At 58.9% G+C, this 23,537-nt stretch carries 25 protein-coding genes; 17 read left to right on the forward strand and 8 right to left on the reverse strand.

All coding sequences use genetic code 11. From position 1 onward, the window contains the following. Positions 1-6: 6 nt before the first annotated feature. Genes pgsA through GOV87_RS10455 form a run of 3 tightly spaced genes read left to right on the forward strand, consistent with a single transcriptional unit; the run spans position 7 to position 1,371 of the window. Positions 7-675 (forward strand): CDP-diacylglycerol--glycerol-3-phosphate 3-phosphatidyltransferase, encoded by a 669-nt coding sequence (gene pgsA / locus GOV87_RS10445; RefSeq protein WP_171122753.1) that lies wholly within the window; start codon positions 7-9, stop codon positions 673-675. Between the two features lie 3 nt (positions 676-678). After that, on the forward strand, positions 679-924 hold the full coding sequence (moaD, locus tag GOV87_RS10450; protein ID WP_142635267.1) for a molybdopterin converting factor subunit 1: 246 nt from the start codon (positions 679-681) through the stop codon (positions 922-924). Positions 925-927: 3 nt separating this feature from the next. After that, positions 928-1,371 carry a molybdenum cofactor biosynthesis protein MoaE gene (locus tag GOV87_RS10455; protein WP_171124299.1) on the forward strand — a complete coding sequence of 148 codons (444 nt, stop codon included), beginning with the start codon at positions 928-930 and terminating at the stop codon, positions 1,369-1,371. Between the two features lies 1 nt (position 1,372). Here GOV87_RS10455 and GOV87_RS10460 read toward each other — a convergent pair whose 3' ends face one another. The 3 genes from GOV87_RS10460 to ubiA form a co-directional block, all read right to left on the reverse strand. Further along, complete coding sequence (locus tag GOV87_RS10460) at positions 1,373-1,693, reverse strand: hypothetical protein (RefSeq protein ID WP_170387322.1); 321 nt, start codon at positions 1,691-1,693, stop codon at positions 1,373-1,375. A gap of 1 nt (position 1,694) precedes the next feature. Beyond that, entirely contained in the window at positions 1,695-3,605 is a 1,911-nt protein-coding gene (locus GOV87_RS10465) for an OmpA family protein (protein ID WP_171211713.1), read from the reverse strand. A 65-nt stretch (positions 3,606-3,670) separates the two neighbouring features. Beyond that, positions 3,671-4,633: a 4-hydroxybenzoate octaprenyltransferase gene (gene ubiA, locus GOV87_RS10470; protein WP_171211714.1), complete on the reverse strand. Its 963-nt coding sequence runs from the start codon at positions 4,631-4,633 to the stop codon at positions 3,671-3,673. A 12-nt stretch (positions 4,634-4,645) separates the two neighbouring features. Between ubiA and GOV87_RS10475 the strand changes: the two genes are divergently transcribed. The 9 genes from GOV87_RS10475 (at position 4,646) to GOV87_RS10515 (ending at position 14,814) form a co-directional block, all read left to right on the forward strand. Further along, a complete protein-coding gene (locus tag GOV87_RS10475) occupies positions 4,646-5,371 on the forward strand; it encodes a 16S rRNA (uracil(1498)-N(3))-methyltransferase (protein WP_171122743.1) in 726 nt (241 codons plus the stop codon). Beyond that, entirely contained in the window at positions 5,368-6,216 is an 849-nt protein-coding gene (locus GOV87_RS10480) for a GNAT family N-acetyltransferase (protein WP_371813489.1), read from the forward strand. Before GOV87_RS10475 ends, GOV87_RS10480 begins: the two co-directional genes overlap by 4 nt. Further along, complete coding sequence (locus tag GOV87_RS10485) at positions 6,213-6,740, forward strand: hypothetical protein (RefSeq protein WP_171211715.1); 528 nt, start codon at positions 6,213-6,215, stop codon at positions 6,738-6,740. Before GOV87_RS10480 ends, GOV87_RS10485 begins: the two co-directional genes overlap by 4 nt. Before the next feature lie 64 nt (positions 6,741-6,804). Beyond that, entirely contained in the window at positions 6,805-8,175 is a 1,371-nt protein-coding gene (locus tag GOV87_RS10490) for a glutamate--cysteine ligase (protein WP_171122737.1), read from the forward strand. Between the two features lie 127 nt (positions 8,176-8,302). Continuing rightward, the gene (locus tag GOV87_RS10495; protein WP_171211716.1) at positions 8,303-9,370 is read left to right on the forward strand and encodes a Hint domain-containing protein; all 1,068 of its coding nucleotides are present in this window, start codon (positions 8,303-8,305) and stop codon (positions 9,368-9,370) included. Between the two features lie 85 nt (positions 9,371-9,455). After that, the gene (pheS, locus tag GOV87_RS10500) at positions 9,456-10,529 is read left to right on the forward strand and encodes a phenylalanine--tRNA ligase subunit alpha (RefSeq protein ID WP_171211717.1); all 1,074 of its coding nucleotides are present in this window, start codon (positions 9,456-9,458) and stop codon (positions 10,527-10,529) included. Between the two features lie 428 nt (positions 10,530-10,957). Further along, on the forward strand, positions 10,958-11,761 hold the full coding sequence (locus tag GOV87_RS10505; RefSeq protein ID WP_171211718.1) for a PHB depolymerase family esterase: 804 nt from the start codon (positions 10,958-10,960) through the stop codon (positions 11,759-11,761). Between the two features lie 78 nt (positions 11,762-11,839). Beyond that, entirely contained in the window at positions 11,840-14,236 is a 2,397-nt protein-coding gene (gene pheT / locus GOV87_RS10510; protein ID WP_171211719.1) for a phenylalanine--tRNA ligase subunit beta, read from the forward strand. Positions 14,237-14,364: 128 nt separating this feature from the next. Beyond that, positions 14,365-14,814 (forward strand): YtoQ family protein, encoded by a 450-nt coding sequence (locus tag GOV87_RS10515; protein WP_171211720.1) that lies wholly within the window; start codon positions 14,365-14,367, stop codon positions 14,812-14,814. A 42-nt stretch (positions 14,815-14,856) separates the two neighbouring features. Here the strand turns inward: GOV87_RS10515 and GOV87_RS10520 are convergent, their stop codons facing one another. Beyond that, positions 14,857-15,555, reverse strand: a complete 699-nt coding sequence (locus GOV87_RS10520; RefSeq protein ID WP_171211721.1) for a glutathione S-transferase family protein — start codon at positions 15,553-15,555, stop codon at positions 14,857-14,859. 214 nt (positions 15,556-15,769) lie between these two features. On the opposite strand from GOV87_RS10520, the gene GOV87_RS10525 reads away from it, so the two are divergent. Continuing rightward, on the forward strand, positions 15,770-16,576 hold the full coding sequence (locus GOV87_RS10525; RefSeq protein ID WP_171211722.1) for a mechanosensitive ion channel domain-containing protein: 807 nt from the start codon (positions 15,770-15,772) through the stop codon (positions 16,574-16,576). A 72-nt stretch (positions 16,577-16,648) separates the two neighbouring features. Here GOV87_RS10525 and ald read toward each other — a convergent pair whose 3' ends face one another. Further along, a complete protein-coding gene (ald, locus tag GOV87_RS10530; protein ID WP_171211723.1) occupies positions 16,649-17,767 on the reverse strand; it encodes an alanine dehydrogenase in 1,119 nt (372 codons plus the stop codon). 136 nt (positions 17,768-17,903) lie between these two features. Here ald and GOV87_RS10535 point away from each other — a divergent pair, with 136 nt between their 5' ends. Then, positions 17,904-18,362, forward strand: coding sequence for an Lrp/AsnC family transcriptional regulator (locus GOV87_RS10535; RefSeq protein WP_171122720.1), 459 nt, complete (start codon positions 17,904-17,906; stop codon positions 18,360-18,362). A 1-nt stretch (position 18,363) separates the two neighbouring features. Here the strand turns inward: GOV87_RS10535 and GOV87_RS10540 are convergent, their stop codons facing one another. After that, on the reverse strand, positions 18,364-19,152 hold the full coding sequence (locus GOV87_RS10540) for a CPBP family intramembrane glutamic endopeptidase (protein ID WP_171211724.1): 789 nt from the start codon (positions 19,150-19,152) through the stop codon (positions 18,364-18,366). A gap of 345 nt (positions 19,153-19,497) precedes the next feature. Here GOV87_RS10540 and ppk2 point away from each other — a divergent pair, with 345 nt between their 5' ends. Further along, positions 19,498-20,415 carry a polyphosphate kinase 2 gene (ppk2, locus tag GOV87_RS10545; RefSeq protein WP_171122715.1) on the forward strand — a complete coding sequence of 306 codons (918 nt, stop codon included), beginning with the start codon at positions 19,498-19,500 and terminating at the stop codon, positions 20,413-20,415. Between the two features lie 118 nt (positions 20,416-20,533). Here ppk2 and rpsU read toward each other — a convergent pair whose 3' ends face one another. After that, a complete protein-coding gene (rpsU, locus tag GOV87_RS10550; protein WP_005614280.1) occupies positions 20,534-20,740 on the reverse strand; it encodes a 30S ribosomal protein S21 in 207 nt (68 codons plus the stop codon). A 111-nt stretch (positions 20,741-20,851) separates the two neighbouring features. On the opposite strand from rpsU, the gene GOV87_RS10555 reads away from it, so the two are divergent. Then, a complete protein-coding gene (locus GOV87_RS10555; protein WP_171211725.1) occupies positions 20,852-21,544 on the forward strand; it encodes a COQ9 family protein in 693 nt (230 codons plus the stop codon). A 55-nt stretch (positions 21,545-21,599) separates the two neighbouring features. After that, positions 21,600-22,583: an NAD(P)H-quinone oxidoreductase gene (locus GOV87_RS10560; RefSeq protein ID WP_171124329.1), complete on the forward strand. Its 984-nt coding sequence runs from the start codon at positions 21,600-21,602 to the stop codon at positions 22,581-22,583. Positions 22,584-22,599: 16 nt separating this feature from the next. On the opposite strand, the gene GOV87_RS10565 is transcribed toward GOV87_RS10560, so the two are convergent. After that, positions 22,600-23,457, reverse strand: a complete 858-nt coding sequence (locus GOV87_RS10565; protein ID WP_171124331.1) for a DUF2189 domain-containing protein — start codon at positions 23,455-23,457, stop codon at positions 22,600-22,602. Between the last annotated feature and the right edge of the window lie 80 nt (positions 23,458-23,537).

A 23,537-nucleotide genomic window follows, 5' to 3' on the forward strand; every position in this document is an offset into this window, starting at 1 on the left:
CGGGTCATGAAGTGGAACTTGCCCAATATTCTGACCGTTCTTCGCCTGCTTGCGGCCCCCGGTCTGGCCGTGATGTTTCTGTATTTCACCCGACCCTATGCGGACTGGTTTGCCCTGATCCTGTTCCTGTCTGCCGCAATCACCGACTGGTTTGATGGCTATCTGGCGCGGGCGTGGAAACAGGAAACCAAGATTGGTGCAATGCTGGACCCGATTGCTGACAAAGCAATGGTGGTGATCGCGCTGATGATCCTTGTTGGATATTCCACCGAACACTGGACGCCGTGGCTGGTACTGCCCGCAACCGTGATCCTGTTCCGCGAGGTGTTTGTCTCGGGCCTGCGCGAATATCTGGGCGATGTGGCGGGGACGCTGAAAGTGACTAAGCTGGCCAAGTGGAAGACCACCGCGCAGATGGTTGCGATCGCTATCTTGTTTTCGCAAGGGATATTCGAGCATAACTTTGTGATGTCCACGTTCGGAATGGATCCTACGACCATTGATCAGGTTCTGACTGGACAGGTAGGTGATGTAAATAACATCCGCTGGCACCTTGAAGGGATGTTCTGGTCGGGCCGGATCGGATTGTGGCTGCTGTGGATCGCAGCGACCCTGACATTGATCACGGGCTACGACTACCTACGTAAAGCCATGCCCCATCTGAAGGAGAGCTAAGCGATGGACGTGCTGTATTTCGCCTGGGTGCGCGAACGCATTGGCCTGCCGAAAGAGCGGGTGGAAACCGAAGCCGCGACCGTTTCCGATCTGGTCGCGGAACTCAGCGCGCGCGAGGATCGCTATGCCGCGGCCTTTGCTGATCTTTCGGCGCTGCGCGTGGCGCTCGATCAGGAGCTTTCGGACTTTGACGCGCCGCTTGCCGGGGTTCGTGAAGTCGCGTTCTTCCCTCCCATGACCGGCGGCTAATCCATGCGTATCGTGGTTCAGGAAGAGGCGTTTGATCTGGGGGCCGAAGCCAACGCCTTTGCCGCGAGTGATGCCGCAAACGGGGCGATTGTGACATTTACCGGCGTTGTCCGTGATCTGGCTGCGGCCGATTTGGATGTCATGGAGATTGAACATTATCCCGGCATGACCGAACGTGCCCTGACCAAGATCGCGGAAGAGGCGCAAAGCCGCTGGTCACTGGGTGATGTCCTTGTCATCCACCGCCACGGGCGACTGGCTCCGGGGGATCGGATCATGATGGTGGCAACCGCCGCACCGCACCGCAAGGATGCGTTCGAGGCTGCAGAATTTCTGATGGACTACCTGAAATCCCGCGCACCCTTTTGGAAAAAGGAAATCACGTCGGATGGGGCCGATTGGGTGGCCGCCAAGGACGAGGATGAAGACGCGCTGACCCGGTGGTAGGTCAGTCCGCGTTGTTGATACGGCCCCGCAGTTCCTCGGCCTCTTGACGTGCAGCGCGCAGGCCATCCATGGCTGCGGACAATTCCGCCTCGGCCTGCGTCAGTTGGTTGGTCAGTTCCGCTTCACGCTGTTGCAGGTAGGTAATCGCCTGATCGCGGGTCTCTTCGGCTTCGTGCAATTCCTGACTCATGCGGTCCAGATCGGCCACATCGCTTTGACGCACACGCGACAGGCGGTGCGCAAGCCAGTTCGCGAACCAGCCCATGCAGAATGCCGCAAACAGGATAACGGCGGTGGCGATGATGAATTCGATTCTGTTCAACTTACTGTTCCTCTGCGCCGGTATTTTCGGCTTCTGGCTGCGCGTCTTCCGAGTCGCCTGTCGTGGCTTCCATCGCCTCAAGCCCGGTTTCGGAATTGGCGACAGGTTCGGGTCGGATCAGTCGGAACTCGATCCGACGGTTTTCCTCACGGCCTTCTTCGGTGTCGTTATCTGCGATGGGCTGGGTTTCACCATAGCCGACGGCCGAGTAGCTGCCGGTTGGAATCCGGCGGCCGCGCAATTCGTTCAGAATGGACTGTGCCCGCGCCTGGCTGAGTTGCTGGTTCATCTCTTCGCGGCCCTGACTGTCGGTATGGCCCTGAATTTCCATCCGAATTGGTCCGCACTCTCGCAAAATGTCGGCAATTTGGTTCACAGTATCGCGCGAGTCTGACGCAATCGTGGCCGAGCCCGGCTCGAAGGCAATTTTGGTTGCTGCCTGAATTTCCGCGATCTGCTCCTCACACATTTCGGGGTCCGGCAGCGTGTCTTCTGGTTCAGGGGGTGCTTGATAGGTGATGGACAGAGTATAGTCCTGCGCGTCCCCCAGTTTTTCAGACAGCAGACCGGCGATGCGGGCCTTGGACTCGGGATCGTGACTGATGCCGCTCAGGACAACATCATCCGGCGTTACCGTTAGCGCGCCATTGTGAAGGTGAGACAGCGCCTCGAGCCCGGCCAGCACGCGCACAGGCCAGTCTGACGGTAGATCGGGGGCAATCCGCGTGGCGGTATAAACTTGTTCAGACCCAAAAGCCGCCCGTGCGAAACTGTCGACCATGTCGCGCGCCGCTTCGTCACCCAAACGGCCGCGCATCTGCACCAGACCTTCAGGGCTGCGTGTTGCGGAGAACTCTGTCGGACCTGCAGGTGCGTCTTCGGTCGGTTCCGGCAATACGGCGTGCAAGGCGAAAACACCGGGCAGAGCGGCCTCAAGCTCGCCTACGATCCTGTCAAAAAGCGCGGGATTGGTGCCTTCGGCGGCGACTAGGGTTACATCAGCATCCGAAATTGTGATTGAACCCTGACCAATTTCCGCCAGCGCGCGAATGCCCAGAGATGCAGCCTCGGGCCAGCGGGGCGATGGCACACCCAGCCCGATCGTGCAGGAATACGGACCCGTCAGACCAGCGCCTTGCGCCGCTTGGATTATCGTGTCGCGCGCTTCTTCGTCTTGCGCCGAGCACGCATCAAAGGTCCCGCCGGACTCATCAATCAAATAACGCAGGGTGAAAGGCGTGATCACCGGTCTTGGGGCTGAAATGGACAGCCCGATGCGCAGGCTAGGGGGAGCTGCCCGGGTCAAGTCCTGTTCCAGTTGCTCTTTTTCCTGCTGGCTGTCTGCGATGGCCGTGATCTTGACCAGTCCGGGGCTGGCCGAGATTTTGGCGCGCGGCAGACGCGCCAGAGCCTCAACCGAATAGTTTAACGCTTCTTCCCAGCCTTTCGGCTTTGGATAGTCTGCGGTTTCCATCAGGTCCGAGACCTTGCCGCCATCCAGATTGCGAAGCCGGTCTACCAACGCGTCCCGGTCCTGGCTGGCAGGTATGAGGCCAATAACCGAAATGCCGCTGTCGTTGCGCAGGATTTCTGCGGAAAAGCGTGGTGGAGCCAATTGACGCGTCGCTTCAACCTGCATCTCGTCAATGACGCGCGACGTATCAACTTCGGTCCCTGCGGCTGTTAATGCGTTGAAACGGGCGGCCTCATCCTGTGCGGTTCCGGTCAGGATGACTCGCAGGCCGTCGGATTCAACTTCGGCCCAGTCATGGCCTTTAAGGTCCAGCTCGCGCCGCACTGCGAATTCGGATGCCTCTTCGACCTTTGTCACCGCGTAACTGGCCGCCAGCAGGGATACTCCGGCTGACACGAGGAAAATCAGGGCAACGGCGATGAAATAGGGCAGGCGCATGTGCGGGCAATCGACTCCTCGGGTGATTGAGCAGCACTCTTACAGAGGCCTGCGCCGAGGTGCAATCAGACCAGCAACGCGACGCCAAGGAAGATCAGCGGAATAAGGCCGGTGTCCCGATTGGCGCGGAACAATTGCAGCAGCTTGGCGTTGTCATCCGTGTCCAATCCGCGCAACTGCCACGCCATATGCCATCCCATCGCCCAAGGACCGAAAAGAGCCACGAACAGTGCAAGGGTCGACGCCTGTGCCGTTGCTGCGTCGATGATCGCAAGGCCCATTAACGCGACGGTTGCGACAAGGAAGTATTTCAGCCATTTCGCCGTGTTCTCACCAAATAGACGGGCGGTGGATTTGATGCCGATCAGCTCGTCATCTTCGGCGTCCTGATGGGCATAGATCGTGTCATAGAACAACGTCCACGCGATGCCTGCCAGATACAGCGTGATTGCGGGAACGCTGACTGTTCCCGTATGCGCGGCCCAAGTCAGAAGGATGCCCCAATTGAACGCGAGGCCCAGAAACACCTGCGGCCACCAAGTGAAGCGTTTGGCGAAAGGGTAGATCGTTACAGGAAGCAGAGACAGCACGCCCATTGCTATGGCGGCCCGATTGAAGGTCAGCAGGATCATCAACGCCAAAAGGCATTGCAGCACCATCCAGAACGCAGCCTGCCGCACACTGACTTGTCCCGAAGGAATGGGTCGCGACCGGGTGCGTTCGACCTGAGCATCGAATTCTCGGTCGGTGATATCATTCCATGTGCAGCCCGCGCCCCGCATCAGGAACGCACCGATGGCACAGGCGACAGCGATCCAAAGATCTTCAAAACGCGGATTGCCGTCGCTCAGGATCGCCAGCGCCAGACCCCACCAGCAGGGGATCAGCAATAGCCATGTGCCGATGGGCCGGTCTGCACGGCTCAGGCGCAAGTATGGCCGGGCGAAAGCGGGCGCGTGTGTATCGACCCAGTTGCCGGATACCGCATCGGCGACCTGACCGTCTGGTGTTGGGGCGTTGCCTAGCATATGTAACGTCTCATGAGTGCAAAGATCAGACTGTATGTAGAGCACCCTCTGGGTCCGGGGCAATCCGTTGATTTGACGCGCGAGCAGGCGCATTACCTTTTCGGCGTCATGCGTCTGGCCGTGGGCGGGCACGTGGCGCTGTTCAACGGCCAGGACGGAGAGTGGCTGGCCCAGGTCGTGCAGGCCGGAAAACGCGGCGGGGTGCTGACCTGTTTGAAACAGTCCAAACCTTTGCAACTGCCGCCTGATCTGTGGCTGCTTTTTGCGCCGATCAAAAAAGCACGGACCGATTTCATTGTCGAAAAGGCGGCCGAGATGGGTGCCGCGCGCATCCTGCCCGTCCAGACCGAATTCACTAATTCCGAACGTATCCGACAGGACCGCCTGCAGGCCCACGCGGTCGAAGCCGCTGAGCAATGCGGCGGGACTTATGTACCCCAAGTCGCCGACCTGCAGCGTCTGGACCGTGTGCTGGATGCATGGCCCGACGGTCGCCAACTGATGTTCTGTGACGAGGCCGAGGTGGGATCAGCCCTGCGTCTGGCAGCGAACGAAAAGGATCAGCCCTGGGCTATCCTCATAGGGCCCGAAGGAGGGTTTTCCGATCGGGAACGCTCGCGCCTGTCTGGGTTGCCCTTTGCGCATGTGGTCAGTCTGGGCCCACGCATCCTGCGGGCGGATACGGCGGCGGTTGCTGCGCTGACAATGTGGCAGCAGGCGCTGGGGGATTGGACGTGACGTGGCGGCAGGCGCGACAAGAAGACGTGCCAATGATCGACCGGTTTCTGTCGAAACACATTCAGACATCGATGTTTCCTCTGGCCAATTTGCGTGATTTTGGTTTGCGGGGGTGTGCCCCGCGCGCGTTGAATGTCTGGGCATTGGGCGATAGTCCGCGTGCCATTCTTGCCATCACGAACGAGGGTATGGTGCTGCCGCAATGCCCTGATTGCAGCGATGCCGAGCTTTTAGAAGCGATAGAGTTGATCCGGGGTCGCGCATTGTTCGGTCTGGCGGCCGAGGCAACGCAGGCCCGCCGATTCATGCATTTGGCGGGGTGGGATAATCGGCCTGCGACCATGAACAGTGACGAACCGGGCTTCACACTGGATCTGAACCACATCGTCTTGCCCGATACGTCCGGCGCCACGCTAGTGCCGCTGGGTGATGTGGATCGCGAGATTGCCGAGGGCTGGCGTCAGAGCTACCTGACCGAAGCGATGGATTTCGACGAGGATCGCGCGCAAAACCAGTCAAAGAAAGACGTTGCCGCCTATGTCGAACGCGATTCTCACCGGGCTTTGCTGGTTTCTGGTCAGCCTGTGGGAATGACGGGATTCAATGCGCGATTGCCCGAAGTGGTGCAAATCGGTGGCGTTTATACCCCGCCTACCTTGCGCGGATGCGGCTATGCGAAATTGGCCGTCGCGCTGCACCTGCTTGAGGCTAGGGCGGCGGGTGTAACCCGCGCTGTTCTTTTTGCGGCTTCCGATTCCGCTGCGCGTGCTTATATCGCAATCGGATTTAAACCCGCAGGTCAGTACTCCCTAATCCTGTTCAAGACCCCAAAGGACCCGGCATGAGTTTCATCCGACCCGAAGCCAAACTGACCCTGTGGCGCTGGCGCGAGGTGCTGGCGGCCGGTGTGGTTCTGTTGGTCGGACTCAGTTGGATCAGCGGCCCCGGGGGCCTGCTTGGCTGGTTGGGGTGGGTGCTGGTGATTGTCGCCGCGGCGTTGACTGTGGTCGGTATTCAACGCGCGCGGTTCAGAACCGGAGCAGGCGGACCCGGCGTTGTTACTATTGACGAAGGGCAGATCACCTATCTTGGCCCGTTGGATGGTGGCATCGTCGCTGCACGTGAAATCGAGCGGCTGGCATTGGACCCGACCTCGAACCCTGCGCATTGGGTTCTGGATCAGCCGGGTCAGCCTGCGCTTCACATTCCTGTGAATGCAGAAGGGGCCGAGGCGTTGTTCGACGTTTTCTCGGCTTTGCCGGGGCTTAAAACCGAAGCAATGCTGGCGGAACTGAACAGCGGAGGCGTGCATCCGGTGGTCATATGGGAGCGTAACCCGATGCGCCCGCCACATCTTCGGCTGCATTGACACTGGCGGCATTTCACCGCACGACTGACCGAAAGACAGACACATCAGGATCGGAGAGCGGTTCATGTCCATCCCCCAGTCCGGCGGCGGGCCGATCGAACGCCACGAACAACTTGCCGAATATCTGGAATCGGGCTGCAAGCCCAAGTCCGATTGGCGTATCGGGACCGAGCATGAGAAGTTCGGCTATTGCAAGGACACTCTGAAACCGCTGCCGTTTGAAGGCAAACGCTCGATCGTGGCTGTGCTGGAAGGTCTGCGCGACCGCCATGGCTGGGCCGAGGTGCGCGAAGCGGGTCACTTGATCGGGCTTGAGAAAGACGGCGCGAATGTCAGCCTTGAACCTGGTGGTGCGCTGGAGTTGTCGGGCGCTCCGCTCGAGACCATCCACGAGACCTGCGATGAGGTGAACACCCACCTGCGCGAGGTGAAGGATATTGCCGACGAGATCGGCGTGGGGTTCATCGGACTGGGCGCGGCCCCCATCTGGACCCATGACGAGATGCCGTTGATGCCCAAGGGCCGCTATCGGTTGATGAACGACTATATGGAAAAGGTTGGCACCATGGGGCGCGCCATGATGCGGCGCACCTGTACGGTTCAGGTCAATATCGACTTTGGGTCCGAGGCCGACATGGTGCAGAAATTGCGTGTGGCGCTGGCGTTGCAGCCGGTGGCGACCGCACTGTTTGCGAACTCGCCGTTCTTCGAGGGCAAGGTGAACGGCCAGAAAAGCTGGCGCAGCTATATCTGGCGGCATTTGGACGATGCGCGGACCGGAATGCTGCCTTTCGTGTTCGAAGAAGGCTTCGGGTTCGAGCGTTACGTGCAATACGCGCTCGATGTGCCGATGTACTTCGTTTATCGCGATGGGCAGTATATCGACGCGCTGGGCATGTCCTTCCGCGACTTCCTGCAGGGCAAACTACCCGCGCTGCCCGGTGAAACGCCAACCCTGTCGGATTGGGCCGATCACCTGACGACCGCCTTCCCCGAAGCGCGGATCAAGAAGTTCATGGAGATGCGCGGCGCAGATGGCGGCCCTTGGCGTCGGCTGTGTGCGTTGCCTGCCTTCTGGGTGGGTCTGACCTATGATCAGGGTGCGCTGGATGCCGCGTGGGATCTGGTCAAAGGATGGGACGCTGAAACGCGCGAATCCTTACGCGTCGAGGCCGCTAAAGATGGCCTGCAGGCACGGGTCGGAAACATCAACATGCACGATCTTGCGCGCGAAGTTGTTTCGATTGCCGAGTCTGGCCTGAAGTCCCGCGCCTTGCCCGGCGCTGGCGGGTTGGTTCCGGATGAGACCCATTTTCTGAACGCTCTGAAGGACAGCATCGAGACAGGCAAAGTCCCCGCGGACGAGTTGCTGGATCACTACAATGGCGACTGGAACGGCGATCTGACCCGGATTTATCCCGAATACAGCTATTGATTGCCGTCACGCCGATCGCCGGATTGTTGCAAATGAGTGATCCCCGGTCCAAATCTCATGTGTATTAAGGTTCGGTTTTTGGTTTTGAGGGTATAGTCCCGACAAACCTTTGTGTGTCGGTGGACATATGGCTCGTATCAGTGAACTACATTATTCGAACGCGTATGCCGCGCAAACAGGCGTGGCCGAGTTTCTGGAAGTCTCGCTCAGCCCGTCCGAGGACCCATCGGATTTCACGGTGTCCTTTTATCAGGCCAATGGTACGGTCGGCATAGAAATTCCGCTTGATGACCCGTCTGTTCAGGTCTTTACCGACCCTGACAACGGCGAGCAGGTCTTTGTGATCTCGGCGGACGATTTCCCGATCCTGCTTACCGATCCTAACGGCGGTGGTCCGAACATTTTTGAGGCTTATGCGCTCACCAACACCGCGACGAACGAAGTGATCGACTTTTACGACATCGGTCGCGGGACGCAGAATATTCTGGCTTTGGATGGGGCCGCTGCTGGTGCGACCTCGGAAAACCTGCCGGTTTTGACAAATCCGGGTCAGACGACGACGTCTATTCAGTTTAATCAGCCAGACCCTGATACGCAGGTTAACGCGCCTCTTTCGCCGGGTGACAGCGGTGCGGCCTGTTTTGTGGCGGGTGCGCTTGTGGAGACACCGGACGGCCCGCGTCGGGTTGAAACGCTGCGGCCGGGCGATCTGGTTTTGACGGTTGACGACGGTGCGTGCCCGGTGCGGTGGGTCGGAGGGCAGACGGTCAGGGGCAACGGCCGGTTTGCCCCTGTTCGGATTCAGGCCGGCACCTTGGGCGCGCAGCGCGACATCCTTGTCTCACCCCAACATCGGTTGCTGATTTCTGGCTGGCAGGCGCAATTGCTGTTTGGCGAGGACGACGTTCTGATCGCCGCCAGCGCTTTGACCAATGGCAAAACGATCGCCTCTGCGCCCTGCGATATCGTGCGCTATGTGCATCTGATGTTTGATCGCCATCAGCTTGTCTCAACCTCTGGCTTGATTTCTGAGAGTTTTTTTCCAGGGGGTGAAGGGCTAAAGGGGCTTGGTGCTGACACGGCGGATGAACTTTTCGCGCTGTTTCCCGAATTGCGCGACCATCCTGGCAGCTATGGCGCGACATCACGGCCCGTACAGCGCAAGGCCGAGGCAATCGCGCTGCGGTCGATTTGAAAGCGCACCGGCCCCCTCTTGCTTTCGCGCGTCGCTGTGATAGCAGGTCCTGAACATCAGTCAGAGGCCAGGTTCAGGAAGCGTCATGGACGATCTTAAGGCAAAATATCTGGGGCAGATCGCCAAGGCAGGCGACGAGAACGCGCTTGAGGCGATCCGCGTCGCGGCCGTGGGCAAAAAAGGCGAGGTCGCGCTAAAAATGCGCGAACTGGGCAAGATGACGCCCGAGGAACGTCAGGTCGCAGGCCCTGCGCTGAACGCTTTGAAGGACGAGATCAACTCGGCCCTGTCCGCGAAAAAGGCGGCTTTGGCCGATGCCGCGCTGGACGAACGCCTGCGCACTGAATGGCTGGACGTGACCCTGCCGACCCGCGCGCGCCGACAGGGGTCGATCCACCCGGTCAGTCAGGCGACCGAGGAACTGACTGCGATCTTTGCTGAACTGGGTTTCTCGGTGGCCGAAGGGCCGCGCATTGAAGACGACTGGTACAACTTCGACGCGCTGAACATCCCCGGCCACCACCCTGCACGGGCCGAGATGGATACGTTCTACATGCACCGCGCTGAGGGTGACAATCGCGCGCCGCATGTGCTGCGAACGCATACGTCTCCGGTGCAGATACGCTCGATGGAGAAACAGGGCGCGCCGATCCGCGTGATCTGTCCGGGCGGTGTGTACCGCGCCGACTACGACCAGACCCACACGCCGATGTTCCATCAGGTCGAGGGGTTGGCCATCGACAAAGACATCTCGATGGCGAACCTGAAATGGGTTCTGGAAGAGTTCGTGAAGGCGTTCTTCGAAGTCGACGATGTCGAACTGCGCTTCCGCGCCTCGCACTTCCCCTTCACCGAGCCGTCGGCTGAGGTTGATATCCGCTGTTCGTGGGATAACGGCCAGCTAAAGATCGGCGAGGGCGACGACTGGATGGAAATTCTGGGTTCCGGCATGGTCCACCCCAAGGTGATCGCCGCCGGTGGCATTGATCCTGAGGTCTATCAGGGTTTTGCGTTCGGGATCGGGATCGACCGTCTGGCGATGCTGAAATACGGCATTCCTGATCTGCGGGCGTTCTTTGATAGCGATCTGCGCTGGCTGCGCCACTACGGGTTCGCGGCGCTGGATATGCCGAACCTGCATGGTGGTTTGTCGCGGTAAATATATCCGCTGGGACTGTATCTGGCCCGTTACTTGGATTGTTGGGACGATCGGGTTTCACATGCTCCCTTACGTTGGCTTTTGGGTCTAGCGTTTGGGATTGTGATAGTTACACGAGTGGCTGTTTCTATTGCAGGTTCCAGCGCTGTGTTGATGGGTTTTGTCCTTCTTGTAGCGGTTTGCCCAGGTATTTGGGCCGCTTACGTTCGTTTCAGCATGCAAGTGAGGCCGCGACAGGAAGAAAAATTGCGAATTTTGCGAGTGCAGCGCGGGACAAAGAAGAGAAAGTAGAATTGTACGGCTTGGCGCTGCGTTGATTGTAGGCCGGGCTTTAGCCCGCCATTTGGTTCGGATGGGTGCCGGGCTGAAGCCCGGCCTACACCAATATTTTATGTGACACCGCGTGTCAGGTGACTAGGCTCTGGCCTATGATCTATCGACTGCTTTTCCTCTTGATGACCGCAACCCCGGCGCTCGCCATGGGACCTTGGAAATCCGATTGCCATGGCGATACCGCCTGTGAGGTCGGGGACCGCTCGTATCATGTGCTGGAGCCGGATGGATGGGATGGGGAAAGTCCTCTGCCGGTGCTGCTGCATTTTCACGGATGGTCGCGGCAGGGCACCGTAGTGGTGAACCATGAACGGATCGCGGGGGCCACGAAGCTGCGGGGTGTGTTGCTGGTGGCCCCGAACGGCTTGGGCAAAAGCTGGAATTTCTGGTCGGCGGATACCGGGGATGTCCCGTTTGCCGATCGGGTGCTAGAGGATGTGGCCAATCGCTATCCGGTGGACCCGGACCGCATCTATGTCTCGGGGTATTCCTATGGCGGTGCGATGGCGTGGCGCTTTGTGTGTCAGTCGGGTAATGACATGGCGGCGCTGCTGGCCGTTGCCGGCTCGATCCGTCAGACGGAAATCTGCCCCGAAGCTCCGCGTGAGGTGCGGCATGTGCATGGCTTGGATGATACGGTGATGGATTTCCCGCTCGGCCCCGATGGGGACACGACCTATCCGGTGGCGCTGTGGCGCGAGAAGTACAATTGCAACGGCGCGACCCCGCGCGGGGATTGGAGCGTGAAGCCGTTCCTGACGCTCAGCCGCACGGAATGGACCGATTGCGCGCAGGGGCAGGTGGTGCTGGACACGCATCCGGGCGGACATTTCATTCCGCATGGCTGGATCGGCTGGCAATTGGACGAGCTTTTGGGCCGCACCCCCACCTATCCGTAGCGCGCAGCGCTTGCACCTTGGCGCAATCTTTGCCATTGCCTGTGCCAAACGGATGATTGCCCAAGAAAGCCCGCTGCAATGAAATTCACTCTGTCCTGGCTGAAAGACCACCTCGATACGGATGCGTCGGTTGATGAGATCGCCGAGGCGCTGACCGACCTTGGCCTTGAGGTCGAAGAGATCGTGAACCCGGCGGACCGGCTGGCAGGCTTTACGCTGGGCCATGTGAAACATGCCGAGAAGCACCCCGACGCGGACAAGCTGCGTGTGTGCACCGTGGAAACCGATGAGGGCGATTTGCAGATCATCTGCGGTGCGCCCAATGCCCGCGAAGGGATCACGGTCGTTGTCTGCAAGCCGGGCATGTATATCCCTGGTCTGGATATCACCATCAGCGTCGGCAAGATTCGCGGCGTCGAAAGCTTTGGCATGATGGCGTCCGAGCGCGAACTGGAGCTGTCGGACGAACATGACGGCATTATCGAGCTGCCCTCGGGCGAGGTGGGTGACACGTTCGTGGACTGGCTGGCCGAGAATGAACCCTCGAAGGTCGACCCGATGATCGAGATCGCGATCACGCCGAACCGCCCCGATGCGCTTGGTGTGGCGGGGATTGCGCGCGATCTGGCCGCGCGGGGTGTGGGGACGCTGAAGCAGCGTGACTATACGCCTGTACCCGGCGATTTCGAAAGCCCGATCAAGGTGACGATTGACGAAGACACGCTCGACGGTGCGCCTCATTTCACTGGACGGGTGATCCGCGGGGTCAGGAATGGACCCAGCCCGCAATGGTTGCAGGATCAGTTGAAGGCGATTGGGTTGCGTCCGATTTCGGCTCTGGTGGATATCACCAACTATATGACCTTTGACCAGAACCGCCCGTTGCATGTGTTTGACGCGGACAAGGTGCAGGGCAACCTGCGGGTTCACCGCGCCAAGGGCGGCGAAAAGCTGGTGGCGCTGGACGAAAAAGAATACACTTTGCAGCCCGGCATGATGGTGATTTCGGACGACAAGGGCGCGGAATCTATCGCTGGCATCATGGGTGGCGAGGAAACCGGTTGTACCGAAGAGACAGTGAATGTCTTCCTCGAAAGCGCGTTCTGGGATCATGTGCAGATCGCCCTGACCGGTCGTGCGCTCAAGATCAACTCGGACGCGCGTTATCGGTTCGAACGTGGCGTTGATCCGGACTACACTCGCGAAGGGCTGGAGCAGGCAACGCAGATGATTCTGGATATCTGCGGGGGCGAGGTTTCGTCCGTTGTCGAAGCAGGCAAAGCACCGAACCATGCGCGTGCCTACAAGCTGGATGCGGCACGGGTGCAGTCTCTGGTCGGGATGGATATTCCCGAAAGCGAGCAGCGCCAGACCCTGACCCGTCTGGGGTTCCGCCTTGAGGGCGAGATGGCCCATGTTCCTAGTTGGCGCCCCGATATCATGGGTGAAGCCGATCTGGTGGAAGAGGTCGCGCGGATTGCGTCCCTGACCAAGCTGAAAGGCAAGCCGCTGCCGCGTATCACGGATGGTATCCCCAAACCGGTGATGACGCCCACACAGCGCCGTCAATCCATGGCGCGCCGTACCTGCGCGGCCTTGGGGTATAATGAGTGCGTGTCATACACGTTCATTGATCAAACGTCGGCAGCGCTGTTCGGTGGCGGTGATGAGGCGACCCAGTTGGAAAACCCGATCTCGTCCGAGATGAGCCATATGCGCCCCGGTCTTCTGCCCGGTCTGTTGCAGGCTGCGGCGCGCAATCAGGCGCGCGGATATGCAGATGTGGCCCTGTTCGAGGTCGGCCCTGTCTTCCATGATGGCGAACCGGGGGATCAGAAAACTCAGATTTCCGGTCTGCTGGTCGGCCGCGACGGGCCAAAAGATGTGCATGGTGCGTCACGCCCCGTCGACTTGTTCGACGTGAAAGCAGATGCCGAGGCTGTGCTTGCAGCCGTTGGTGCGCCCGCCAAGGTTCAGATTCTGCGCGATGGCGATGCGTGGTGGCATCCGGGCCGTCACGGTAGAATCTGTCTGGGTCCGAAAAAGGTGTTGGGTGTGTTTGGTGAACTGCACCCGCGTATCCTGCAGGCGATGGATATCAAAGGCCCGGCGATGGCCTTTACCATATGGCCGGATGAGGTGCCTCTGCCCCGTAAGTCCGGCGCGACCCGAGCGGCATTAGAACTGCGTGACCTGCAAGCGGTCGAGCGGGATTTTGCCTTTGTCGTAGACGAAAGTGTCGAGGCACTGACTGTGGTCAATGCAGCCGCAGGTGCGGACAAGGCACTGATCGAGGATGTGCGTGTCTTTGACGAATTCATCGGTGGCAGCGTCGGTGAGGGCAAGAAATCCCTTGCCATTACTGTTCGCCTTCAGCCGACTGACAAGACGCTCAAGGAAGAAGATATCGAGGCGGCCGCCCAGAAGATCATCGCCAAGGTTACCAAGGCGACCGGTGGAACGCTGCGCGGTTAAGCCAGTCTGCAATCGAAGTTCAGGGCGCGCCTTCGGGCGCGCTTTTTTTGCCGAACCTATGACGTTGCGACCCCTTGGGTTGCCAAGGAATTCGCACTAGGGTCGCGCCAACCAGCAAGGAGAGTTCCATGAGCCTGAGCGTTTACCTGTCCGGAGAGATTCACACCGACTGGCGTGAGCAGATCATCGAAGGCGCAAAAGGGTTGGATATTACGTTCAACAGCCCCGTGACAGACCACGATGCCAGCGACGATTGCGGGGTGGCCATTCTGGGTGCCGAGTCGAACAAATACTGGCATGACCATAAGGGCGCGATGGTAAACGCTATTCGCACGCGCAAGGGGATCGCCGATGCTGACGTTGTCGTGGTGCGGTTTGGCGAGAAGTACAAGCAGTGGAACGCAGCGTTCGACGCAGGGTATGCTGCGGCTTTGGGCAAGTCCCTGATCGTATTGCACGGCCCCGATCACCAGCACGCCCTGAAAGAGGTGGACGCCGCTGCGCTGGCAGTTGCCGAGCAGCCCGCGCAAGTTGTTGACGTGCTGCGGTACGTCTTGACGGGCAAACTTCCTGGCTGAAGTGAAAGTGCGGGGTGAGGCGGGACCTCACCCTACCCGGTTTTACTCTGTCGCTGGAATGCGCAGGCCGCGCTGAACGGCGGGCCGTGCAAGGAACCGGTCGACATAGGGTTGAAGGTTCGCGAAATCGTCCCATCCCACGATTTCTTTGACGCCATAATAGTCCAAACCGCGCAGCCATGGGACGATGGCTATGTCGGCGACCGAATACTCTCCGGCGATCCAGTCTTGACCGCTGAGTTGTGTGTTCAGGACGTTCAGCAACCGTTTCGCTTCGGCGATGTACCGTTCGCGGGGGCGTGGGTCTTCGATCTCTTTTCCGGCGAATTTGTGGAAATAGCCCAACTGTCCGAACATAGGCCCCAGACCGCCCATCTGAAACATCAGCCATTGGGTGACACGATGTTTGTCGGCCGGCGTTGACCCCAGCAGCTTGCCGCTTTTTTCGGCGAGATACAGCAGAATCGCACCGCTTTCGAAAAGCGCCAGCGGTTCTCCGTCCGGACCATTGGGGTCGATGATCGCGGGGATCTTGTTGTTAGGATTCAGCGAAAGAAACTCGGGGCTTTTAACATCCTTGTCTGCCAGCGTGACCAGATGCGGCTCATAGGGCAGGCCGGTTTCTTCCAGCATGATCGAGACTTTGACGCCATTGGGCGTAGGATAGGAATAGAGTTGGATCTTGTCGGGGCTGCTGGCAGGCCAGCGGGCTGTAATCGGGTGTGAGGTGGTGTCCAGCATGGTTGGTTCCTTTCAGACGGTCTGCAACAGGTAAGCACGGATGGACGATCCTTCCAGTGGTGGGAGTGTGCGCAGCCGGTCAGCGGCTGTGTATTCTGGAACAACGGGGAAAAGGTCTGGATCTCACACCTAGACCAAAGCCCCGTTATCGCTCAAACTTCGGCAATCCCGCGCAGCCGTCGCGGGTCAGGAACAACTCGGAAAGGAGAAGCGCGTGGATGAGGTCGTGACTCAGGTGGGTGCGTTTGCCCCCCTTATCGTGAACGCTGTGAAGGCATTGATTGTTCTAATCCTTGGGTGGATCGTGGCCGGAGCGATCAGCGGCGTGGTCCGCCGCCGGATCAATGCAACACCGAACATTGATCAGACGCTTGGGAATTTTGTCGCCAGCCTTGTGAAATGGGCGATACTGGCCATGGTTCTGGTCGCCGTGCTGGGCATTTTCGGCATCGAGGCGACCAGCATCGTCGCCATTCTGGGTGCTGCTTCGCTTGCGATCGGTTTGGCGCTTCAGGGAACGCTCAGTGATCTTGCCGCCGGAGTGATGCTGGTGGTGTTCCGCCCCTACAAGCTGGGTCAGTATATCGACATTGGCGGGACGTCCGGCACCGTGAAAGACCTGAACCTATTCACGACCGAGCTTGTGACGCCCGACAACGTACAGATCATTGTCCCCAATGGTCAGTCCTGGGGGTCGATCATCTCGAACTATTCGGCGCATGATACCCGGCGTGTCGATTTGGTGTTTGGGATCGACTATGGCGACAGCGCGGATGAGGCGATGAAGATCATTCTAAGTGTCGCGCAGGCGGACAGCCGCATTCTGAGCGATCCCGAACCCTGGGTACGGGTGACCAATCTGGGCGACAGCTCGGTTGATTTGACCGCACGGTTGTGGTGCGCAAATGCCGATTACTGGGACGTGAAGTTCGAGTTGACCAAAGCGATCAAGGAAGCGTTCGACGCCAAGGGTGTTTCGATTCCGTATCCGCATTCGGTGGAGATTCACAAACAGGCGTAAGTGCTCCCGCTCGGCGCCGGACCCAACGCTGTAAACGCCCTCGGCAGAGGGCGCTTTCAGGGGCGGGAGGGTTCAGGACTTGATCACGACATTGGGCGATACAACGTCGATTCCCAGCGCCTTGCCGACCGCATAATAGGTCAGTTGTCCGGCGTGAACATTCAGCCCGGCCAGCAGGTGCGGATCGTCCTGACAGGCCTGTTTCCAGCCCTTATCGGCCAGCGCCAGCATGAAGGGCATCGTCGCGTTCCCCAATGCAATGGTCGAAGTCCGCGCGACGGCGCCGGGCATATTGGCCACGCAATAGTGCATGATGCCATCGACCTCGTAGATCGGCTCGGCGTGGGTTGTGGCTTTTGAGGTCTCAAAACAACCACCCTGGTCAATGGCGACATCAACCAAAACCGCGCCGGGTTTCATCGTGGATAGCTGTTCGCGCGTAACCAGTTTTGGCGCAGCGGCTCCGGGGATCAGCACCGCACCGATGACCATGTCCGCGGTTTGAATCAGCTCAGCCGTGGCACCGGCCGTCGAGTACTGGTTCTTGAACCTGTTCCCGAACACGTCGTCGAGGTAGCGCAAGCGCGGCAGAGAGCGGTCCAGCACAGTGACATCTGCACCCATGCCGGCTGCGATCTGGGCGGCGTGCGTTCCCACAACACCCCCACCGATGACCACAATTTTCGCGGGGCCTACACCGGGGACACCGCCCATCAGCACCCCGCGGCCACCGTTGGCCTTCTGGAGGGTCCATGAGCCGACTTGCGGCGCAAGGCGACCCGCGACTTCGGACATCGGCGCAAGCAAGGGCAGGCCACCGCTGGAGTCGGTTACGGTTTCATAAGCAATGGCCGTACACCCCGAAGCAAGCAGGTCATGCGTCTGATCTGGATCGGGTGCAAGGTGGAGGTAGGTAAACAACAACTGACCTTCGCGCAGCATCTTGCGCTCGGCTGCCTGCGGTTCTTTCACTTTGACGATCATGTCTGCCGTGGCGAAAACCTCGGCCGCGGTGTCGACGATCGTCGCTCCGGCTGCGATGTAGTCGGCATTGTCAAAGCCCGAGCCCTGTCCGGCCCCGGTTTCGATAATCACCTCGTGACCTCTGGCAATGGCCTCTTGCGCGGCGTTGGGTGTCATGCCGACGCGGAACTCTTGCGGTTTGATTTCCTTGGGGCAACCGATTTTCATTTGGCCTCTCCGTTTATTAATTGCCTAAAATATAGGCAATGCCGGATGCAATTTCTGTGAAACTCTGCCTGCCGCTGTGCTTTTCTTCCGAAGATTCTTCGATAAAATAGCGTCTACCTGCAAAAGGATTGCGCTCATGAGCCTTGATACGACAGATCGAAAGATTCTTGCCGCGTTGCAAAGAAATGGCAGGATGTCCAATGCCGAGTTGTCCGAGCAGGCCAACCTGTCGCCCTCGGCCTGTCATCGTCGCGTGCAGCGACTCGAGTCAGAAGGGTATATCCGGGACTATGTTGCCTTGCTCGATGCGCGCATGATGAAGGTGCCGACGACCGTATTTGTCGAGATCACGCTGCAGGGTCAGGCCGAAGAGGTTCTGGATGCATTCGAGAAGGCCGTTGCACGGATTCCGGATGTTCTTGAGTGTCATCTGATGGCGGGAACGGCGGACTATATTCTGAAGGTCGTGGCTGAAAATACTGAAGATTTCGCTCGCATTCACCGTCAGTACTTGTCGCGACTGCCGGGCGTGGCGCAGATGCAAAGCTCTTTCGCGCTGCGGACGGTGTTCAAGACCACGGCTTTGCCAGTGTAATTCAGACAGGGCCGGGATAGGTGAAAAAGGCCAGATGCACCGCGTTAAACGCAAAGTGCATCAGCGTGGGCACCCAAAGCCGACCGGTTGCATAATAGCCAAGCCCGCAAGCCGCCCCGAGGATCGAAGCGAACGCGACCAGCGCCAATCCACCCGGCCAGTGCACCAGACCGAACAGAACGCTCGCGGCGGCAATTCCCAAGGCTGCCCCAAGTTTTGAAGAAATCATGGATTGCAGATAGCCGCGAAAGAAAGCCTCTTCCGTCAGGCAGGTTAGCAGCAGGTTTGCGAGTGCGAACAACAGCCACCACTCGGGCAGGCCGATCTCGGGCCGTACGGCCCCGGTTGCAAGGCCAGTTGCGAACAGCAGAGGCAAGAGTATTAGGCCAACGAACAACGGGAAACGCCGAACCTGCGCGATTGGGGAGTTCACGTTGGGCCAGGCTAGAAGAACGGCGAAAAGAACCAGGGGTTTGTCCAGGTTCAGGTACATGCTGAACGCCGTGCTGACTGGTCCCGATTGGACCTGATCAAGAATCAGCAGGTTGTGGAAACCAGGGACCAGATGCGCACCCAAGGCAGCGGCCCACAGGATCATTGCGGTATGCCCAAATCCTGCAGAATACCCGGATAACCGAGGTATAATGGCCGCGCCACCAAGACCCGCAAGCGCAATGCAAAGCGCGATTGGGGTGATCAACCCGGTTGTAAGAGCGGCCGCGCCGAACATGGCGAGCAAAGCAAGGCAGAGCATCCTCTTGCCAGCGACCGCGACGATCTGCGCAGTCATGAGTATCAGCCAGGGCCAAATTGCGGGTAGCAAAGATGCAAAATGTGTCACGGGACTCTCGCGGGTTTGCTTCAGGTACAGATGCGTTCACGCGGTTGAATAAGGCAAGATAACGTGCGGGGCAGCGGTGCCAACCATTTGGCTATGCGGTATTTTTGCCGCGTGTACACGGCGTGTGTATTCTTTGTTGCCAGTGCTGTCTTACGCGTTTTCTCGTGTCGCAGTGACCTTGCGGCCCAGTGCGGTTAAGCTTAGGAAAAGGGCCTTCATCAATTTTTCTGATGACATCAGGCGTTTACACTCGCCCGGTACGGTCCGAGCCCGATATGAGATAAGGAACAGACCTTGGCTTACGAAAACAACGATGCCCCCAAAGACTGGCTGGAAGCCGAGTTGGAAGACACGCTGGACGAAGATTTCGAGATCGAATTTAGCGAGCCAATGCTGTCAATGGAGATCCGCAAGATTTACAAGGATCAGCACCCCGAGATGCTGGACCGCAAGGTCTATTTCCGCAACCTGCTGCGCCTTCAAGCCGAGTTGATCAAGGTTCAGGACTGGGTGCAGCATACCGGGGCCAAGGTCTGCATTCTGTTCGAAGGCCGCGACAGCGCCGGAAAAGGGGGGGTGATCAAGCGGATCACCCAGCGACTGAACCCTCGGGTCGCGCGGGTTGTGGCTTTGCCAGCGCCAAGCCGCCGGGAACAAAGCCAGTGGTATTTTCAGCGCTACGTTCCGCATCTGCCTGCGGCCGGTGAAATCGTTCTGTTCGACCGGTCATGGTACAACCGCGCGGGCGTCGAGCGGGTCATGGGCTTTGCCAGCGAGGATCAGGTCGGACAGTTCTTTCAGGACGTTCCCGAATTTGAACGGATGCTGGTGCGCTCGGGGATTATCTTGCTGAAATACTGGTTCTCGATCACGGATGAGGAACAGCAGTTGCGATTCCTTATGCGCATCCACGACCCGATGAAGCAGTGGAAGCTGTCTCCGATGGATCTGGAATCCCGCATCCGCTGGGAAGCTTACACCAAGGCCAAGGAGGATATGTTGTTCCGCACCAATATTCCCGAGGCACCGTGGTATATCGTCGAAGGCAACGACAAAAAACGCGAGCGGCTGAACTGTATCGAACACCTGCTGACCAAGATCCCCTATACGGACGTACCGCAGGAAAAGGTCAATCTGCCGGATCGTAAGTACAACCCGGAATATGAACGCCGCATCCTGCCGGATGAGTTGCACGTTCCGAAAATCTATTGATTCTGACGCCCCTGATGTTTCGGGGGCGTTTTTCTTTGGCCTTGAAACGACAAACCCCCGGGCGTGGCCTCGGGGGTCGTCAAATAGTGTCATCCAAAGCTGGACGAGCGTCAGGTGCTTAGAGCAAACCTTCGCGCTGGGCTTTCTTGCGTGCCAGTTTACGGGCACGGCGGATCGCTTCAGCTTTCTCGCGCGCTTTTTTCTCGGACGGTTTCTCGAAATGTTGCTTAAGCTTCATTTCACGGAACACGCCTTCGCGCTGCAGCTTTTTCTTCAGGGCACGAAGCGCCTGATCGACGTTATTGTCGCGAACACTAACCTGCATGTGGTTGTCACCACCTTTCTAGATAGAGTTGCAAGGAAATTGCAGGAAGTGGCCGTATAGCAAAGCGTCCCTAACTTGTCTAGTACTGGTGCAAGAACCCGGAGAACCGCCATGACCACCACTTATGAAGACGCCAAAACCCAGCTTTTGGACGCGATGCTGGCCCATGTGCCCTTTGACGGCTGGTCTGAAACCAGCTTTCGAATGGCCATAGTCGATTGCGATATGGACGACGTGCTGGCGCGCGCCACCTGTCCCCGTGGTGCGGTCGACCTGGCGCTAGCGTTTCACGCGCGGGGGGACGCTGCGATGGTGGAGCGCTTGAAATCCGAGGATTTAAGCGATCTGAAGTTCCGCGACCGTATCGCCGCCGCCGTCCGGTTCCGCCTTGAAGCAGTTGAGGACAAAGAACTGGTGCGCCGGGGCGTGACACTTTTTTCGCTGCCGATGCACGCGGCCGATGGGGCCAAAGCAATGTGGCAGACCTGCGATCTGATCTGGGAAACGCTGGGCGATACGTCTGACGACGTGAACTGGTACACCAAGCGCGCGACGCTGTCTGGGGTCTATTCCTCGACCGTGTTGTTCTGGCTGGGGGACGATTCGCCGAACCATCAAAAATCGTGGGAGTTTTTGGACCGCCGCATCGACAATGTCATGCAGTTCGAAAAGATCAAGGCGCAGGTGAACGGGAACCCTTTGTTCAAGCCGTTTCTTGCAGTTCCGAACTGGCTGGCGGGTCAAGTGAAGGCTCCGATGAAAATGAAAGCTGATCTGCCGGGAATGCTGAACCCACGCAAGTAAGCGTCTGGGCCTTTCGTTATTTGGCTGTTAGGCATTGGGCAAAGGAGATTTGCCCATGACCCAAACGATGCGCGCCGTTGAAATTACCAAGCCCGGCGGCCCAGATGTTCTGCAATTGGTTGAACGCCCGGTGCCCGAGGCACAAGCCGGTCAGGTTGTCCTGAAAGTGGCTTACGCGGGTGTGAACCGCCCCGACGCGCTGCAACGGGCGGGGGCTTATGATCCGCCCCCGGGTGCCAGTGATCTGCCGGGGCTTGAGGCTTCTGGTGAAATCGTAGCCGTCGGAGCCGGTGTCGAAGGGGTGTCCGTGGGCGACAATGTCTGCGCGCTTTTGCCGGGGGGTGGCTATGCTGAATACGTGGCCACACCCGCCGCGCATTGCTTGCCGGTGCCCGCAGGCATGGGCCTGAAAGAGGCCGCGTGCCTGCCCGAAACCTTCTTTACGGTCTGGTCAAACGTGTTTACGCGCGGCGGTCTGAAAGCTGGCGAGCGGATTTTGATCCATGGCGGCTCCAGCGGAATCGGTACAACGGCGATCCAGTTGGCGAATGCGTTTGGCGCGCGGGTTTTTGCAACCGCTGGGTCGGCTGAAAAATGCGCGGCCTGCGAAAAGCTGGGCGCGGAAAAGGCGATCAATTATCGCGATGAGGATTTCGTGGCAGCGATGCGCGCCGAAGGCGGCGCGAACCTGATCCTCGATATGGTGGGCGGCGACTACATCCCGCGCAACGTGAAAGCCTTGGCCGAGGACGGGCGATTGGTTCAGATCGCCTTTCTGCAGGGGCCGGTGGTCGAATTGAACTTTGCCATGATGATGGTGAAACGTCTGACCCTGACCGGCAGCACCTTGCGTCCGCAATCCGATCTGGCCAAGGCGAAGATCGCGCAGGACCTGCGCGAGGCCGTCTGGCCTCTGCTTGACGCCGGGAAAGTGGCACCTGTGATGGACAGCGAATTCGAGCTGGCCGATGCAGCGGCGGCGCACGCCCGAATGGAAAGCTCAGGCCACATTGGCAAGATCGTTCTGAAGGTCGGCTAAGCGCCAGCCGAACGGTTCAGGCCACGGCACGGCGATACAGATGCCATGTGGCGTGGCCCAGAACCGGAATTATCACAATCAGCCCCAGCAGCATCGGAATTGCGCCCAGAATCAATGAGGCGGCAACGATAAGTCCCCATGTCAGAATAACCCCCGGGTTATGTCGCAACACCCGTACCGATGTTACGACGGCCACCGGCACACCGACCTTGCGATCCAAGAGCAATGGGAAGCTGACCACACTGATGGCCAATGCGATTAGGGCAAACAGGAACCCGATTGCATTGCCAATTAGGATCATGGTCCAGCCTGCGCGTGTCGTGAAGACTTCGGTCAGGAATGCCCCAAGGGACGTTGGCAAATCGGGTCCCAGGGTTTGGACATAAATGCTTTGCGCAACCATCAGCCAAATCAGCAGCAACATGACCAGGTAGAAACCCAGCGCTAGTATCGCCCCGAATGAGGGAGAGCGGAAAACGCCGAACGCGTCCAGCCAATGGGCTTCGGCCCCCTGTTCGCGTTTGCGGCTGATTTCATAAAGGCCCACGGCAGCCACTGGTCCGACAAGGGCGAACCCTGCGATCAGCGGGGCCAGCAAAGGAACCATGTTCCTGTTCAGCCCGAACCCGAACATCAAAAGCCCTGCGATCGGATAGATCAGCACGACGAAAATCGCGTCTGCTCGGGTTTCCACAAAATCTTCCGAACCCGCGCGCAGACAGGCCCAGAGGTCGCTCAGGGTCAGAGTCTGAACCCGCGGTAATTGCTGCGTGTCCGAACTGCCAATACGGGTCACGCTTTCTGCGATATGATCACCGGTCGCACCAATATTGCGGGCTGCCCAGCTGATCGGATTTCCAATAGTCTTGGCCATCGTCATCCCCTCCGGTTTGCATTTGAACGCAGCAGAGATGATCCGGCGACAGTTGCCTTTGGCCGGACCAGCCGGCAACG

It is taken from the genome of Ruegeria sp. HKCCA5426 (assembly GCF_013034585.1).
GTDB lineage: Bacteria > Pseudomonadota > Alphaproteobacteria > Rhodobacterales > Rhodobacteraceae > Ruegeria.

What these genes read in the sequence shown, in the direction of transcription:
- pgsA (WP_171122753.1), top strand. Translation starts at nt 7, where the DNA reads ATGAAGTGGAACTTGCCCAATATTCTGACCGTTCTTCGCCTGCTTGCG.
- moaD (WP_142635267.1), top strand. Translation starts at nt 679, where the DNA reads ATGGACGTGCTGTATTTCGCCTGGGTGCGCGAACGCATTGGCCTGCCG.
- GOV87_RS10455 (WP_171124299.1), top strand. Translation starts at nt 928, where the DNA reads ATGCGTATCGTGGTTCAGGAAGAGGCGTTTGATCTGGGGGCCGAAGCC.
- GOV87_RS10465 (WP_171211713.1), bottom strand. Translation starts at nt 3,605, where the DNA reads ATGCGCCTGCCCTATTTCATCGCCGTTGCCCTGATTTTCCTCGTGTCA.
- ubiA (WP_171211714.1), bottom strand. Translation starts at nt 4,633, where the DNA reads ATGCTAGGCAACGCCCCAACACCAGACGGTCAGGTCGCCGATGCGGTA.
- GOV87_RS10475 (WP_171122743.1), top strand. Translation starts at nt 4,646, where the DNA reads ATGAGTGCAAAGATCAGACTGTATGTAGAGCACCCTCTGGGTCCGGGG.
- GOV87_RS10485 (WP_171211715.1), top strand. Translation starts at nt 6,213, where the DNA reads ATGAGTTTCATCCGACCCGAAGCCAAACTGACCCTGTGGCGCTGGCGC.
- GOV87_RS10490 (WP_171122737.1), top strand. Translation starts at nt 6,805, where the DNA reads ATGTCCATCCCCCAGTCCGGCGGCGGGCCGATCGAACGCCACGAACAA.
- GOV87_RS10495 (WP_171211716.1), top strand. Translation starts at nt 8,303, where the DNA reads ATGGCTCGTATCAGTGAACTACATTATTCGAACGCGTATGCCGCGCAA.
- pheS (WP_171211717.1), top strand. Translation starts at nt 9,456, where the DNA reads ATGGACGATCTTAAGGCAAAATATCTGGGGCAGATCGCCAAGGCAGGC.
- GOV87_RS10505 (WP_171211718.1), top strand. Translation starts at nt 10,958, where the DNA reads ATGATCTATCGACTGCTTTTCCTCTTGATGACCGCAACCCCGGCGCTC.
- pheT (WP_171211719.1), top strand. Translation starts at nt 11,840, where the DNA reads ATGAAATTCACTCTGTCCTGGCTGAAAGACCACCTCGATACGGATGCG.
- GOV87_RS10515 (WP_171211720.1), top strand. Translation starts at nt 14,365, where the DNA reads ATGAGCCTGAGCGTTTACCTGTCCGGAGAGATTCACACCGACTGGCGT.
- GOV87_RS10520 (WP_171211721.1), bottom strand. Translation starts at nt 15,555, where the DNA reads ATGCTGGACACCACCTCACACCCGATTACAGCCCGCTGGCCTGCCAGC.
- ald (WP_171211723.1), bottom strand. Translation starts at nt 17,767, where the DNA reads ATGAAAATCGGTTGCCCCAAGGAAATCAAACCGCAAGAGTTCCGCGTC.
- GOV87_RS10535 (WP_171122720.1), top strand. Translation starts at nt 17,904, where the DNA reads ATGAGCCTTGATACGACAGATCGAAAGATTCTTGCCGCGTTGCAAAGA.
- GOV87_RS10540 (WP_171211724.1), bottom strand. Translation starts at nt 19,152, where the DNA reads ATGACTGCGCAGATCGTCGCGGTCGCTGGCAAGAGGATGCTCTGCCTT.
- rpsU (WP_005614280.1), bottom strand. Translation starts at nt 20,740, where the DNA reads ATGCAGGTTAGTGTTCGCGACAATAACGTCGATCAGGCGCTTCGTGCC.
- GOV87_RS10555 (WP_171211725.1), top strand. Translation starts at nt 20,852, where the DNA reads ATGACCACCACTTATGAAGACGCCAAAACCCAGCTTTTGGACGCGATG.
- GOV87_RS10560 (WP_171124329.1), top strand. Translation starts at nt 21,600, where the DNA reads ATGACCCAAACGATGCGCGCCGTTGAAATTACCAAGCCCGGCGGCCCA.
- GOV87_RS10565 (WP_171124331.1), bottom strand. Translation starts at nt 23,457, where the DNA reads ATGGCCAAGACTATTGGAAATCCGATCAGCTGGGCAGCCCGCAATATT.